Source organism: Chryseobacterium piscicola (assembly GCF_900156685.1).
In the GTDB taxonomy this organism is placed as follows: Bacteria; Bacteroidota; Bacteroidia; order Flavobacteriales; family Weeksellaceae; genus Chryseobacterium; species Chryseobacterium piscicola.
In genome coordinates this window covers 33,758-47,671 of the sequence record NZ_FTOJ01000008.1, presented here as the reverse complement: position 1 = coordinate 47,671, position 13,914 = coordinate 33,758, and the positions used below count along the sequence as shown (strand labels likewise).

The 13,914-nt window shown below is 32.7% G+C and carries 13 protein-coding genes and 5 tRNA genes; 8 read left to right on the top strand and 10 right to left on the bottom strand.

Annotation, left to right across the window (positions count from 1 at the left end; translation table 11 throughout):
* Nucleotides 1–530 precede the first annotated feature (530 nt).
* The gene (locus tag BW939_RS12085; RefSeq protein ID WP_076452400.1) at nucleotides 531–731 is read right to left on the bottom strand and encodes a peptidase; all 201 of its coding nucleotides are present in this window, start codon (nucleotides 729–731) and stop codon (nucleotides 531–533) included.
* Nucleotides 732–871: 140 nt separating this feature from the next.
* Between BW939_RS12085 and BW939_RS12080 the strand changes: the two genes are divergently transcribed.
* Nucleotides 872–1,666 carry an FkbM family methyltransferase gene (locus BW939_RS12080; protein ID WP_076452270.1) on the top strand — a complete coding sequence of 265 codons (795 nt, stop codon included), beginning with the start codon at nucleotides 872–874 and terminating at the stop codon, nucleotides 1,664–1,666.
* A 9-nt stretch (nucleotides 1,667–1,675) separates the two neighbouring features.
* On the top strand, nucleotides 1,676–3,151 hold the full coding sequence (locus BW939_RS12075; protein WP_076452269.1) for a lipopolysaccharide biosynthesis protein: 1,476 nt from the start codon (nucleotides 1,676–1,678) through the stop codon (nucleotides 3,149–3,151).
* Here the strand turns inward: BW939_RS12075 and BW939_RS12070 are convergent.
* The 3 genes from BW939_RS12070 to BW939_RS12060 form a co-directional block, all read right to left on the bottom strand.
* Complete coding sequence (locus tag BW939_RS12070) at nucleotides 3,144–4,190, bottom strand: hypothetical protein (RefSeq protein WP_076452268.1); 1,047 nt, start codon at nucleotides 4,188–4,190, stop codon at nucleotides 3,144–3,146. The genes BW939_RS12075 and BW939_RS12070 overlap by 8 nt on opposite strands.
* 90 nt (nucleotides 4,191–4,280) lie before the next feature.
* Complete coding sequence (locus tag BW939_RS12065) at nucleotides 4,281–5,135, bottom strand: glycosyltransferase family 2 protein (RefSeq protein ID WP_076452267.1); 855 nt, start codon at nucleotides 5,133–5,135, stop codon at nucleotides 4,281–4,283.
* Between the two features lie 125 nt (nucleotides 5,136–5,260).
* Nucleotides 5,261–6,286: an N-acetylmuramoyl-L-alanine amidase gene (locus BW939_RS12060; RefSeq protein ID WP_076452266.1), complete on the bottom strand. Its 1,026-nt coding sequence runs from the start codon at nucleotides 6,284–6,286 to the stop codon at nucleotides 5,261–5,263.
* Nucleotides 6,287–6,421: 135 nt separating this feature from the next.
* On the opposite strand from BW939_RS12060, the gene BW939_RS12055 reads away from it, so the two are divergent.
* From BW939_RS12055 to BW939_RS12045, 3 genes are all read left to right on the top strand, one after another.
* Nucleotides 6,422–6,508 (top strand) — tRNA-Ser (locus tag BW939_RS12055).
* 14 nt (nucleotides 6,509–6,522) lie between these two features.
* A tRNA-Pro gene (locus tag BW939_RS12050) sits at nucleotides 6,523–6,597 on the top strand.
* A 32-nt stretch (nucleotides 6,598–6,629) separates the two neighbouring features.
* Nucleotides 6,630–6,703 (top strand) — tRNA-Arg (locus BW939_RS12045).
* 675 nt (nucleotides 6,704–7,378) lie between these two features.
* Here the strand turns inward: BW939_RS12045 and BW939_RS12040 are convergent.
* The 4 genes from BW939_RS12040 to BW939_RS12025 form a co-directional block, all read right to left on the bottom strand.
* Nucleotides 7,379–8,050, bottom strand: coding sequence for a chitosanase (locus BW939_RS12040; RefSeq protein WP_076452399.1), 672 nt, complete (start codon nucleotides 8,048–8,050; stop codon nucleotides 7,379–7,381).
* 15 nt (nucleotides 8,051–8,065) lie between these two features.
* Nucleotides 8,066–8,887 (bottom strand): peptidoglycan-binding domain-containing protein, encoded by an 822-nt coding sequence (locus tag BW939_RS12035; RefSeq protein ID WP_076452265.1) that lies wholly within the window; start codon nucleotides 8,885–8,887, stop codon nucleotides 8,066–8,068.
* A 27-nt stretch (nucleotides 8,888–8,914) separates the two neighbouring features.
* On the bottom strand, nucleotides 8,915–9,427 hold the full coding sequence (locus BW939_RS12030) for a contractile injection system tape measure protein (protein WP_076452264.1): 513 nt from the start codon (nucleotides 9,425–9,427) through the stop codon (nucleotides 8,915–8,917).
* A gap of 212 nt (nucleotides 9,428–9,639) precedes the next feature.
* Nucleotides 9,640–10,182: a Pvc16 family protein gene (locus tag BW939_RS12025; RefSeq protein WP_076452263.1), complete on the bottom strand. Its 543-nt coding sequence runs from the start codon at nucleotides 10,180–10,182 to the stop codon at nucleotides 9,640–9,642.
* A 393-nt stretch (nucleotides 10,183–10,575) separates the two neighbouring features.
* Here BW939_RS12025 and BW939_RS12020 point away from each other — a divergent pair.
* Together BW939_RS12020 and BW939_RS12015 are read left to right on the top strand one after the other, a co-directional pair.
* A tRNA-Pro gene (locus BW939_RS12020) sits at nucleotides 10,576–10,650 on the top strand.
* A gap of 32 nt (nucleotides 10,651–10,682) precedes the next feature.
* Nucleotides 10,683–10,756: transfer RNA gene (locus tag BW939_RS12015), tRNA-Arg, on the top strand.
* Between the two features lie 53 nt (nucleotides 10,757–10,809).
* On the opposite strand, the gene BW939_RS12010 is transcribed toward BW939_RS12015, so the two are convergent.
* Nucleotides 10,810–11,472 carry a DUF3575 domain-containing protein gene (locus tag BW939_RS12010; protein ID WP_228417219.1) on the bottom strand — a complete coding sequence of 221 codons (663 nt, stop codon included), beginning with the start codon at nucleotides 11,470–11,472 and terminating at the stop codon, nucleotides 10,810–10,812.
* A 104-nt stretch (nucleotides 11,473–11,576) separates the two neighbouring features.
* Nucleotides 11,577–12,710 (bottom strand): aminotransferase class I/II-fold pyridoxal phosphate-dependent enzyme, encoded by a 1,134-nt coding sequence (locus tag BW939_RS12005; protein ID WP_076452262.1) that lies wholly within the window; start codon nucleotides 12,708–12,710, stop codon nucleotides 11,577–11,579.
* A 92-nt stretch (nucleotides 12,711–12,802) separates the two neighbouring features.
* Here BW939_RS12005 and BW939_RS12000 point away from each other — a divergent pair, with 92 nt between their 5' ends.
* A complete protein-coding gene (locus tag BW939_RS12000; protein ID WP_076452261.1) occupies nucleotides 12,803–13,867 on the top strand; it encodes a ferredoxin--NADP reductase in 1,065 nt (354 codons plus the stop codon).
* Nucleotides 13,868–13,914 lie beyond the last annotated feature (47 nt).

Here is a 13,914-nt window from a genome sequence, read left to right as displayed (position 1 = left end):
GTGTTTCTTCTACAAAAGAATCAAATTTTGTTGTTGGAGTAGTTTTTAAATTATCAATTATAAAATCATTATAAAATGTACTGGACGCATCTTCAATTTTAACTTTAAATACAGTTTCATCTTTTAAAAATTGCTTAAAAACACTTTTTTCAAATTCAGAAATTTCACCTAATTGGGAATATTTATACCCATCAGTTAAAACTAAAACATTTTTTTTGTGGAAATCTTTAATCTTTAATTTTTAGTATTTTAAAAAAATGGAAAGAAATTCATCTCTAAACCTATCTTTACCATGAGGAGTTAGTAAATCTTCAATAATTGCGGAATGAGTTTATCTATCACTATTTTCCTTCCTTAAAAGATAAATTAGATTAAAATCCTCACTGGTTTTCAAAAAGTCTTTCCTCAATCTTTGTGATAATTTCTTTCACTCCACATCCAATACATCTAAATTCATATTTATTTTTCCTTCAAAATTAAAACTTCTCTCAATAACACATTTGCGGCTTCCCGTATTTAGGGAAAATAAATTATATTTCAACAATCTCAAAAATCGACAAACTCGTTCCGTTAGAAGCTGTTTTATCACCATACTTCAGATTAATTGCTTCAATCACTTCCTTCTGATTCGGTTTTCTTGACGCATTTTTCACGAGAATTTCTACATACATCCCTTTTAAAATCGCGAAACTGTTCCTTTTGGCGGTAACTTTCCATAAATAATTTGCCATTTTTTTTAAAAATTTATTTCTTACAAATTTAAAATCTCTACCACCCAAACCACGTCCGTCAAAAAATAATTTCGAAAAAAATACACTCTTTTATTCCTTCACAATTTCACTATCTTTGCAGGTCATAAAAAGAAAAACTAATGTCTTTATACCAGCAACTCGCAGAAAATCTGCAGTTTATAAGTCCAGGATTTTACAAACAGAGGTATTTTAAGAATCTAAAAAACCTCACCAAAGAAAACTTTTCGGCGAGAAATGTAGAGCCAGAACTGGTTTGGATTAAAGATTATCTAAAAAATGATGCTGTTATTTTTGACATCGGCGCTAATGTTGGAACTTTTCTCTATCAGTTTGAAAATAAACTGAATCATCAAAACATTTTCGCTTTCGAACCCAATAAAAAACTGAATATCAGACTAAAAAGGTTGTTTCCCTCGATGAATATTTCTTCTGTGGCGCTGTCTGACGAAAACACAACAGCTCAGTTTAAAGTTCCGATTATTAAAGGAAAAATGGTTGCCTCAAGAGGAACTTTGAATACTTCTTACAAAGAAAAAGACGAAGAAAACAGTTACACGGAGACCGTAGAAGTGATAAAACTAGACGATTGGGCAAAATCTAAAAACATTAAAAAAATAGATTTCATCAAAATCGACGTGGAAGGAAATGAAATGAAGACCCTTTTCGGCGCAAAACAGACGATACAGAAATTTAACCCTACTCTAATGGTTGAAATGGAACAAAGACACCACGAAACACCCATCTGGAAAGAGATTTCGGAAGTTGAAAGTTGGGGATTTGACGCCAATTATCTCAACCGAAAAACCTTTACACTAGAAAAACTGACCGAAGAAATCTTAATCAAAAACATCAGCGACGAAAAAAACAAAACAGAATACATCAACAATATTATTTTCTTTCCTAAAAATGTTTAAAAACTGAGTATGAGTGTAGTGGCAAGGCAGGGTTTTAAATATTCGGTGATTGGGTACGTCGCGACGTTAATCGGGATGTTTTCTATTTTTATTTTTACCAACAATCTTATTTTTTACGGAAAATTACGATACATCATGTCTGCGGCAGAGATGCTGGTTCCTTTCGTGGTTTTGGGGATTTCCTACTCCAATGTGAAGTTCTTCGGTAAAGCTCATGAAGACGGCAAAAATCAGAATATGCTATCGCTCTCTCTGGCTTTGATTTGCATAAATTTTCTCATTTTTCTGATTGTCTTTTTTCTCATTCCCACATTTTTTCTAGACTTTACAAAAATGAAAATCTGGGAAAGCAAAAAATATATTCTTCCACTCGTTTTTACGCTGTCTTTGTGCGCAGTTTTCAACAGATACATTTCCAATTACAAAAGAATTGTAGTTTCTAATATTTTTGATAATCTTTTACCAAAATTAGCCAATTTGGGTTCGTTTTGTCTGTTTTTTTATTTTCAGTTTTCCGAGCAGATTGCATTGGCATTTTTCTTCGGAATATTTGCTTTGATGCTTTCTGGATACATTTATTACACCAACAAACTTGAAAAAGTAGAGCTCGATTTCAGTACAGATTATTTTAAGAAAGACAATTTCTACAGAGAATTTGCGGCCTATAGTTTCTTCGGATTTCTAGGAACTTTCGGCAATCACATGGCCATTAACAATTACATGATTGGTGAATTTATCGGAGAAGAAGAAATCGCTGTTTACAGTATTTTACTTGCGCTGATTTCGTTGATTTCAATTCCGCAGTTGGGTTTATTTAATATTTCCGCACCTATTATCAGAAAAAACTTGGCCGATGGAGATATGGAAGAACTCGACAGATTTCATAAAAAAACATCGCTTACCATTTACTTTCTGGGGGCTGTTTTATTTGGTTGCATCATGGTAGGATTTCCTTACTTAACGCATTTTATGCCAAAAAAAGGCGATTTGCTGAGGATGTACGAACCTGTCATCTGGATTTGGGGCTCTGCCGTTTTATTGGATTTGGCGACCGGTTTCAACGGAAACATTATTTCGCTTTCAAAATATTACAAATTCAATATCATCGTCATGCTTTTACTGGCGGGTTTAACGATAAGCTTAAATTGGTATTTCATCAACCACACCGATCTTTCTTTGATAGGGATTGCTTTATCTACGGCGATTTCAGTGACGCTTTATAATATGATAAAGGTGATCTTCAATTATTTCGTATTTAAAGTTTCGCCTTTTTCAATTGAAATGATTTTTGTTTCTATTATATGCACTTTAGCGATCACCGTGGCGATTGTTTTGCCTGTTTTCGAGAACAATTTCATCAATTTAGTTTATAAACCTGCAGTTGTTTTATTGCTTATTTTTATAGGAAATCATTTCACCAAAATCTTCCCTATTGAAGATTACATCAACATGAAATTCATTAAGAGTATTTTGAAATTTAAATAGAAATCAATTTATTTAAAAGCGTTTCTGCATCTTTTTGAATTTTTTCACGGCTAAAATCTTTTTGAAAATCAAAAGTCGAATTTTTGAGATTTTGAAATTGTTCAATAATATTTTCTTCTTCAGCTATGATAAACTCTAGCTTAGACAAATAATTCTTAGGAAATACAGCAAACTTCCCATACTTAATGGCATCTCCTAAATTCCCCGTCATTTTTGTTTTCCCGTACATTTCTTTATTGCTGAAAAACTCGGTTTCCTGCTGAATGGGGCACCAAAGAACATCAGCTTTCTTCATCCAATCATCAAAAACTTCCGAAGAAACCCTTTCTGGAAAATAGGTGATCTTAATGTTTTTAGGAATATTTTTAGATACTATTTCCAAATCTTTCAGCTCTTTCCCTTTGGCTTTTCCTAAAAAAACAAAGGTTAAATTTTCTTTTATTGTAGAATTTTTAATGATTTCAAAAACATGTTGATAATCTCTCCTCTTCTGAGAAACCCCACCAGGAATAACGATTGTTAATTCTTCATTTTCTATTTCCTCGAAAGTTTTAGTATAAAATAAAGGCAAAAATCGATATTTTTCAGACGATAATTGTTTATCTAGAACCAAATGAGCACTTGCCTTTTCGTACGTTTTATTTACGTTAAAAAGACCTTCTTTCCACCATAACTTTAAGCGATAAATCAAATCACTTTTGAAAACATTTTTAAGTAAATTTTTCTTTGAAATCTTCGAGAAATTCAGATTATGAACAATAACCGATGTTTTGTATTTCTGATTTATTGCTAAAAAAGTATTGAAATAACGGTGAATCGTTCCGATGATAACCAAATCATATTTTTTTCTCGACAACTGATCTAAAATCATGGAAGAATCTGACACATGAACAAATTCATCACTTTCTTTGATTTGATTTTTAATCTTTACGGAAAAATAATAATCCACAGAAAATGCTTTTGAATCATGCATGACATCCATAAAATCCTGAGCAATTTCTGCGTGGGTATCAATTTCTATGTAGGCGATATTTTTCAATAAATTATTTTGTACGTTTTAGCTAAAGTCAATTGTATGATCACTTTTTTTAAACAAATAAGCAAAAGACCATTCCTATTGGTTTTAAAATCACATTTTAAACCATTTATTTTTAAATTGATCCCAACGGTGTTGATTGATAATTTTTTGTTCTTCTTTGGATATTTTCAACTCAAGATTTAGAGATTTACATTTTTCATAACAACTGATAATTTCGAACAGAAAGAAAGCTGACTTTATTTTCATAGCTTCTTTTGCGGCTGCAACGTACGTGAGAAATCGGTTTAAACCTAAAAAATAAAAATATCGACCGTAGTAATCTGCTGGTTTTATCGTGTAATCTGCGCCTTTTACTTTAATTAATTTCACTTGCAATTCGGGAAGAACAATTTCTTTCCATCCCAAATTCTGAAGCAAAATAGCATCTATATTGTCCCAACCTAAAGTTTCACGCAAACCTCCAATTTGAAGAAAACATTCTTTTCTATATGCTTTCATAGGACCACGCACGTGTTTTTTATTTGAATTACCTTCGTACACCCATTCGCCATTTTTTTCTACATATAGAAGCCCGCCAATTAAGCCGTAATCTGCATTTTTAGCAAAAGAATCTGCAATCATTTGAAGATAATCTTTAGTTAAAATAATATCAGAATCAAACTTACAAATAATGTCAAAACCATCTACATCCTGAGTATGCAAAGCTTCTTTGAATGCAGCCACTACTTTAGAGCCTGGTTGATGAGCTGATTTCTGAAGATTAATGGTTTGAATACGAGAATCCAGATCTGTGTATTTTTTGATGACCTCTGAAGTTCTATCCGTAGACCCGTCATTAACTACTATAACTTTAAAATCTTTAAAACTTTGTTGTAATAAAGAATCTAAAGTAAAAGGCAAATTTTTTTCCTCGTTATGTGCAGGAATGATGATTAGAAATTTCAAGGTAAAAATTTAGTTTTCAAATTTAGTTTAAATCCAATAAAAAACCTTCTCTTCATCAGTAAAAGAATGGAAAGAAGGCTTATTTTTTTTACTTTTAGTAGAATATGTATCCTTTAATAACGAGATTACTTAGTGGGATACTTCAGAATTAAAGCTTGCAAAATTGCCCATGTTTCAACATCCATTACCCCGTCATAATTCTGAGGTCTGAAATGATATTGAAATGCTTCAATGGTTCTTTTTGTAGCATCATCCCATTTATCAGAAAGTTCAATCCCGTAACCAAATTTCTGTAGACTGGTTTTCACTAAAAAAACAAATCCTGGCTCATTATATTTTGTGGTAAAATCTGTTACTGCCAAATTATAGAAATTTTGTTTTGTCGCTTCATCGTACCACATCCCTATCTGATATTCTTCGTACAATTTTTTCCAAGGAAACAATGGTCCCGGATCCTGCTTTCTGGTTGGTGCAACATCAGAATGAGCTAAAACATTGGTTGCCGGAATTTGGTATCTATTCACAATATCTTTTGCTAAAGCGGCTACTTTTTTTACTTGCTCTTCATTGTAAGGAACAAAAGTTTTTTTACCATTAGCATCGGCAGTATACCCAATATTAACGATTTCGATTCCTACAGAATTGTCGTTAAGATTTTTATCTGATCTCCAGGTACTTATTCCGGCGTGATAGGCTCTTTTATTTTCGTCTACCAACTGGTAAATTTCGTTATCACCAAGATTATTAACAAGATAATGGGCGCTTACAGATTTTTGCGTGAGCGCAATGAGTGACCTGTCGTCATTCAAAGCTGTGTAATGTAAAATTAAGTACCGTTGTCTGAAATTTTGCCCTACAGAAGGAAAATAAGTCTTCACAACTTTATAACCCTGAGGTTTTGCAGAAACAATAGAACCATAACTAGTTGTATTGTCATTATTTGTAATGTTGGCAATGTTTTCCCTAAAAAATTCTACTCCATTTTCTGTTTTAACGTGAGGTTTTTTAGCTGTTTCATTATCTTTACTGTCTGCCGTTTTAGTTGTAGTAGAAGCAATTTTGGGTCTATAGGTAGCAGCAACTGTTTTTTTCTTTGCAGCACATGAAAAAATCAAAGTACTTAATCCAATGATATATAATGTTTTACGCATCCGTGGGTGTTTATAGTGAATTATCATGGTAAAAATACACATTTTTTTTGTGAAAAATATTTGCTTGGTAATGAAAACTACTCTATATTTGCACTCGCAATAACAGAACAAAGATCTTCAAAAATATAAGATAAAGGAGAGTTGCCTGAGAGGCCGAAAGGACATGTTTGCTAAACATGCGTACTGGAAACGGTACCAAGGGTTCGAATCCCTTACTCTCCGCTTTTTATCTTTCTCGGGGCGTAGCGTAGTCCGGTCATCGCGCCTGGTTTGGGACCAGGAGGTCGCAGGTTCGAATCCTGCCGCCCCGACAGTTTTAGATAATTTTCACAAAATTACAAATGGGTGCGTAGCTCAGCTGGATAGAGCATCTGCCTTCTAAGCAGACGGTCTCAGGTTCGAATCCTGACGCGCTCACTTTCAACTCACAATTTTTATTGTGAGTTTTTTTTTGTTTTAAAGTTTACCTGTATATCCTTTATTTTTAATAATGTTTAATTTAAAGAAAAACAAAGAATTTCAAATCTAGACCATCTTTTAAGGTATAAAAGGCGTAAACTTAACAAAGAAATACAAAGTTTTCTCAATTATTACACCATGCCGATAATCATAAAAATTTATTTTTAATTTTATCAACATCCATTTTTAGCAATTCTTTCGCAGAAAAAGAACAAGCCGTAGAAATAATTTCAAATTTTATCCAATACCTTCTCCTTTTTCTCTAATTCCTTATTTAATGATAATAAATATTTTCTTTTGATTATGAAATTTTTTTTTACAATTTCTACCTCTTCACAATGCTTCCCTTTTACTGCAAAGCAATTGGTGTGTAACTATTTATTTTAAACTAAATCTTCTACAGACTATAAAACAGAAGATTTGTGTATAGAAACCGGAGATTGATCAATCCTTTTTCGCCAGCCACACATGCTTCTGTCTCAAAAATATCATGAGAAGGCAATATTCAGTTTTTCTTGAATTACAGGCAGAATAATGGTTTCTATTTTCTTCCCACCTCATTCTTTGCACAATGTTCAGTTATATTTTTGAGCCTGAAGTATAATTTCTAATTTTAAAATAAATCATATTAAATCACACAGCAATTCCGTTGGCATTGACAGATTTTGCCAAATCCCAATTATTATTAACAATTTGCTCTAAAAAACATTTTGTTCTATAATTTGTTTTTCGCAAAAGCTGTTTAGAATGGTTTGTAAGCCAAGAATGTCTTGCCTCGGTATATTTTTTAATCCATTTTTTTTCATCCCCTCCATTCAAAGGAACATTCTCAGCAAATTTCTCTCTGATAAACGCAGGGACACTTCCTGAATGTATGTAGCTATCATAAATGACAAGCATACTGAGAGCTTGTGTAAATTTATTTTTTTCAAAAAAATGAAAAGCAGGCTGATAATAAAGTACTTCAAAAAAATCGTCCTGAGATTTTCTCATAATAGGATCTTGCTTTGCCGCTTTTTTGAGCAGACTTTTAAACACAGCATCATCTACCAAAGGTGTTTTTCCTATTTTTGGAAGGTACATTTTAAATTCTCCTCCAAATATGCCTTTGTTGGTGATGTATTTTTCAATAAGTGCTTTCAGATTGCCTTGTTCGGTAGTTTGGCTTCTTCCGTAAGTAATTTGTCTAGAACCACTTACACCATCCGGATATGTGGCAATAAGATCATATTTCCCTTCTCTTGTACCGGTTTCAAATACATTAATAATCTGTATTATTTTGTTTTTTTGTGCAGTTGTAATCATAATCATATATTTAAATTAAACCAGCCAATTATCCATACTAAAAACATCCAAAATAGATTTTCTGAAGTTTCTAACTCTTTTGTAAACACCGTCACCATTGCTAGACCCATCATTATTGGTATTTCCTTCGATAGTAACAAATGCGTCTCCTACTACATCCACAATAATTGCGGTGTGAATCCAATCATTTTGAGATTTCCTTACCAAAAGAACATCTCCCTTTTTTACCAAAGCGGGATTGTTTCTAATTTTTTCGTTTCGGATCAGTACATTTTTTTGAACTCCGTAGGTACCAACGGTATCACAGCTGTAACTGATTGGCATCATATCTGTAATTTTTTTTCCGTGTAATGATGTTGCCTGATCAAGAACTGCTTGCACAAACCCCATACACCAAAGCCAGTTTGCCCCCTCATTTCCACCCATGTAACTTCTTACCCAAGGGCCGCAATTGGTTTGTTGTTTGATAACCAACTCAAACGGAAATCCTTTAAGATGATTATGAGCAACTTCTGAGATTGTATCTCTTAAATTTGTTTTTTTCTCAACAGATTCGAATGACTTTTTAAGGTTTAATGTTAATTTAGAAAATAGCGAAGTCGTTACCACACCATCCGCCGGTAAACCCAAAAATCTTTGATAATTTTTCACTGCAAGTTCGGTTGCCGTACCAAAATCGCCATCAATTCCTGTCATTGTGCCAATTCCGCGGTGTTGTCTTTCTTGCAGACAAAGCCACGACTGAATTTTTTCTACATCTGCCTTTTTATTGGCCAAACCCCTCTTTACAACCTCAGCTGAGAGGCTTAGTTCTTTTAAATAATTCGTTTTTTTCATGATAATTTTCTTTGTATAATGTTTATTTTAGTGATTGAAATGACAGAATAAAAGACCTTCCATCCAGGGTGTTTTCGTGATAGAAATTCCCCACGGGATTTGATTCAGAAGAATGTCAAAAACTTTTCCTTCTATCCAGAGTTCATGGTTTTCATTTTTTAGTTCAATTTTTCCATTTCTCTGCAAAAACATTGCTCTAAGCGAGTCAATTGAAGAATTTCCAATTACACTCCAATGCTTGATAACGGCTTTTAATAGATCTTCACAAGCCTCTTTTTCATCAGAACTCAAAAGAATATTTGTATTGATAACTTCATCTGAAGAGAATCCGCAAAGAATTTTATTTAAAATCATTTTATCTTCTTGGAAAAACTCATCTCCATAGACCAAAAAGTGCATCAGTAAAACAGCTTTATGATCATGGTTTTGAAATTTCCAGTCATTTTTTTCAATTAAATTAAGTTGCTCAAAAAGCGTAGTGAAAAAAGGCTGAAGAATGATAAGGCCTGCATTTTCGATATATATAAATTCTTCTTTCACCGTTTTATTTTTATAATTTCATTATTTTTTTATCAGAATCAAGATTTTTTCCTTTTTAGATAAAATTCAATCTTTGTTTGTTTAAATTTTGTATAGAATTTAAAAACTTTGAAATAAAACCATAATTGTCTGTCTGCATGCTTATTTTATCATATTCAAGAAAAAAATATTTTAGCTTTAGCAATCCTATTGTCTTGTGAAACTGTAGATTCTCAGATCATGCAAAGCCTCATTTTAAAGAGCATAGACGGCATGTATTTGGAGCCGAGACAAGACCACATTTGGTAGAGTTGTTCTGTACTGAGGCTCACAATTTCCATTGTCACTTTTTGGTAAAGTTCTTTTTCAGATTCTTTTTTTTGATAAAAATTTTCTAAAGTAATGAGTTCTCTATCATCGTCTTTATAAAAAAAAGAGTTGTGCTGCTGAAAAAACACTAAAATAGTATTGAGATTATCAATTCCGTCGAGATACTTGTATGTTTCTTTATTGTAAGATGCAAACAATAATGAAAGGACTAAATATTGATTTGGATTTTTATATTTTGAAATTTTATTTTCTGATTTTTTAAAATATTCCGGTTGATTTTTCATCATTCGGTCTTCTTCAACGTTGACAATGGAGAGAATAATTGGAGAAGAGGTCTCAAAAAACTCATCACCATCGTTCAATGTTGCAATATTTAGAGCTTCAATCATAGAGCCGTCGGGATCTACTAATTCGCATAGGGATTCTATCAATTTTCGGAGATTCATGGTGTTGGTTTATGAAGTAAAGTTACTCATTTCCCGCTATATATCATCCGTAAAATAACTATTCTGATTACGTATTTTCCCCAGGTTTTATTTTTTTTAAATACTAAAAACTAAAGAAAACACTTCATAAGAAAGGTTTTGAAAGAAAATGAGTTTGAAAAAAAAATACAAATATGTTTTAAAATACAACCGGATATAAATGAATTTTTTTTAGAATAAAATTTAATTGAACCCGAATAGCAATTTTGATTACTTGATAGTACCAGAGGAATCAAAAAAGCTTTTTAAAAATAAATTTGAAATTAATTGTCATTTTATTTTTAAATTCAAAAAAATATCCTATCTTTGCACCCACAAAAAAGAAGATAATTCTTGTTTTGAGATGATCATCATCGGGGCGTAGCGTAGTCCGGTCATCGCGCCTGGTTTGGGACCAGGAGGTCGCAGGTTCGAATCCTGCCGCCCCGACAGTTTTAGATAATTTTCACAAAATTACAAATGGGTGCGTAGCTCAGCTGGATAGAGCATCTGCCTTCTAAGCAGACGGTCTCAGGTTCGAATCCTGACGCGCTCACTTTTAACTCACAATTTTTATTGTGAGTTTTTTTTGTTACTAAAGCAGCTAATTTATTTAAAAACATAGGAGATCATCACACCTCCTCTTGTAGGTAAAATTTCGCCGCTTTTATTCCATTTTTCAGCCTTATCGTACCGTAAATTGGTATCTGCAAAAAAACCATGATAGAAACCCTGTACCGTACCTACACCAATAAATGCCTCAAGATTAAAATGTTCAGACATTTTCAATTTATAACCAGCATCTACGCCAAGTATATATACAAAACCACGTTGGTATAGACTGGTAATTCTTGGCGTCCCATCATCGTTATACAAAGAAACGCCTTCTTCATTTGTAATATGCTTGTCATTCCAATAATTGTATTTTTGTATATCAAATACACCTCCCGAGATATAAGCTCCCAGAAACCATTTATTTTGTTTTTTTGTGAAATAATAACGTGTTTCTGCTGTACCTAAATAAATTTGCAGATGACGTCCTGTGAATGATTTCCAAGGCGAAACAAATGCTTCTATTTGCAATGATAAATGATTGGAAATTTGTTTTTCTGCCGCGAAATTAATAATTCCGATGGGAGCAAAAACAGTATTACCCTTTACTTCATTTTGCGAATGGCAAATACTAAAAATTAAGATCATAAAAAATGAAATAATTTTAATTTTAGGCGAAGTATAAAAACCCTTTTCTCTGATGGTGGGGGAATATGTCATTAAAATTTATTTAAAAAAAAATGAAAGATACAAAATACACACCATAGCAATAAAAAGCTCGCAGAACATTTGTTTTGCGAGCTCATTTATATTAAGTTTAAAAATTAAGCAAAGAAATTTCTAATAACGATTTCAATACGCTTTCTGTCTTCATCGGTAAGGTTGGATCCTGAAGGCAAGCAAAGTCCGTTATCAAAAAGTTTTTCTGAAACATCTGTACCGAAGTATAATGCGTCTGAAAACACTGGTTGTAAATGCATTGGTTTCCAAAGTGGTCTAGATTCTATATTATCTTCTAAAAAGGCCAACCTGAGTTCTTCTCTATTTTTACCAGTTATTGTTTCATCAACAATAATTGCAGACAGCCAATGATTAGAATAAAAATCTTCTGAAGGCTCAGAGAAAACTTCCACACCGTCTATATCTTTGAATGTTTGAACATAAAAATCGTGCATTTTTCTGCGTGCTTCTACCCTGTTATTTAAAACTTCCATCTGGCCACGTCCGATTCCTGCTACGATATTACTCATTCTATAATTATAACCAATTTTTGAATGCTGATAATGCGGGGCATTGTCTCTGGCTTGTGTAGATAAGAAAACAGCTTTATCTTTATCTTCTTGGGTATGGCAAACTAAAGCGCCACCGCCAGAAGTTGTAATAATTTTATTTCCGTTGAAAGATAAAATTCCAAACTTCCCGAAAGTTCCACAATTTTCGTTTTTGTATTTTGAGCCCAAAGCTTCTGCTGCATCTTCTATAACAGGGATATTGAATTCATTGGCAATTGCCATGATTTGATCCATTTTTGCCGGCATTCCATACAAATGCACCACGATGATTGCTTTAGGCAGTATTCCTTTTGAAATTCTGTTTTCTATGGCTTCACGCAAAGCTTTTGGACACATATTCCAGGTTTCTGGTTCGCTATCGATAAAGATGGGTTTTGCACCGCAGTAAGCAATAGGATTGGCAGACGCAGAGAACGTCATAGACTGACAAATAACCTCATCGTTATGTTTTACATCGCATTCTATTAATGCTAAATGAAGTGCTGCTGTTCCCGCAGAAAGTACGGCCACTTTCACATCAGCATTTAAAAATTTTTCTATATCTGTTTCGAATCCATCTACGTTTGGTCCTAAAGGAGCTACCCAATTGGCATCAAAAGCTTCGTGTATGTATTTTAATTCGGTTCCGCCCATGTGTGGTGATGAAAGCCAGATTTTTGTGTTCATTTTAATTGTTTATTTCGCAAATTTAGTACATATCATATAAAGTAGTAAGGTTTTTTGTAAATTTGTGGGCAATTATTTACATCTATTCCAACATGCAGAAATTCCACTCTTTAGTTATAAAAGAAATTTCTAAAGCAACACCCAAAGCTTATTCATTAGTATTTTACATTCCATCAGAAATGAGAAAATCTTTTGTTTTTAAATCTGGTCAGTATATAACTATAAAACATAGTATAGATGATAAAGAAATCAGGAGATGCTACTCAATCTCATCAGTTCCTTCAAAAACTGACACTTTTGAAATTATAGTGAAATGTGTACAAGGTGGTGTTTTCTCACAATATGTTGAGCAAAAATTAAAAATTGGAGATACATTAGAAATAGCTGAACCTGAAGGCAATTTTTATTATGAAGAAACAGCAGGTAGTTCAAAAAACTTTGTTGCAGTGGCAGCGGGAAGCGGAATAACACCTATTTTCTCTATCATTCAATCGATTTTAACTCACAGTAATGATAATATTGTTTTGTTTTATGGAAACAAGAGTGTAGAGCAAACCATATTTCATAACGAGATTTTAGAATTATCTGAGAATTTTGGTAATAGGTTTAAAATAATTAGATTTTACACTGAGGAAAATATTGATGGGCATCATTTTGGCAGAATAAATCAAAAAGTTATTCTTGATACTCTTTTAAAGAATCATATTGATCTTTCAAATATTGAAAAATTTTATGTTTGTGGTCCCGAAGACCTTATTAGCAGTACAACGAGCAGTTTTTTATCACAAAACATTAAGAAAGAAAATATTCTACATGAGCTTTTCTATTCTCAGCAGTCGCCCGAACAAATCATCAATTCATCTTCTATAATCGCAGGAGAGACTGTTGTAAAGCTTATTTTAGATGGAGATGAAAGCATGATTAAGGTAAATAAAAATGTATTGCTTCTGGACTCAATTTTAGATGCAGGATTCGACATACCTTACTCCTGCCAAAATGCAATCTGTAGCGCTTGTCTTTGTATGCTAACGAAAGGGCAGGTTAATATGGTAAAAAATGAAGTTCTTTCTGAGGAAGAGATTCGGGATGGGAAAATTGTAGTTTGCCAATCTTATCCTGTTTCCGATGAAATTGAATTGAATTATGATAAAATTTAATAAAGAAAAAAACCTTACATTATTTAAATTGTAAGGTTTTTTTTTGA

Excerpts from the sequence above, each read along its gene's own strand:
- BW939_RS12085 (WP_076452400.1), bottom strand. The coding sequence starts at position 731 with ATGGCAAATTATTTATGGAAAGTTACCGCCAAAAGGAACAGTTTCGCG.
- BW939_RS12080 (WP_076452270.1), top strand. The coding sequence starts at position 872 with ATGTCTTTATACCAGCAACTCGCAGAAAATCTGCAGTTTATAAGTCCA.
- BW939_RS12075 (WP_076452269.1), top strand. The coding sequence starts at position 1,676 with ATGAGTGTAGTGGCAAGGCAGGGTTTTAAATATTCGGTGATTGGGTAC.
- BW939_RS12060 (WP_076452266.1), bottom strand. The coding sequence starts at position 6,286 with ATGCGTAAAACATTATATATCATTGGATTAAGTACTTTGATTTTTTCA.
- BW939_RS12040 (WP_076452399.1), bottom strand. The coding sequence starts at position 8,050 with ATGATTACAACTGCACAAAAAAACAAAATAATACAGATTATTAATGTA.
- BW939_RS12035 (WP_076452265.1), bottom strand. The coding sequence starts at position 8,887 with ATGAAAAAAACGAATTATTTAAAAGAACTAAGCCTCTCAGCTGAGGTT.
- BW939_RS12025 (WP_076452263.1), bottom strand. The coding sequence starts at position 10,182 with ATGAATCTCCGAAAATTGATAGAATCCCTATGCGAATTAGTAGATCCC.
- BW939_RS12010 (WP_228417219.1), bottom strand. The coding sequence starts at position 11,472 with ATGACATATTCCCCCACCATCAGAGAAAAGGGTTTTTATACTTCGCCT.
- BW939_RS12005 (WP_076452262.1), bottom strand. The coding sequence starts at position 12,710 with ATGAACACAAAAATCTGGCTTTCATCACCACACATGGGCGGAACCGAA.
- BW939_RS12000 (WP_076452261.1), top strand. The coding sequence starts at position 12,803 with ATGCAGAAATTCCACTCTTTAGTTATAAAAGAAATTTCTAAAGCAACA.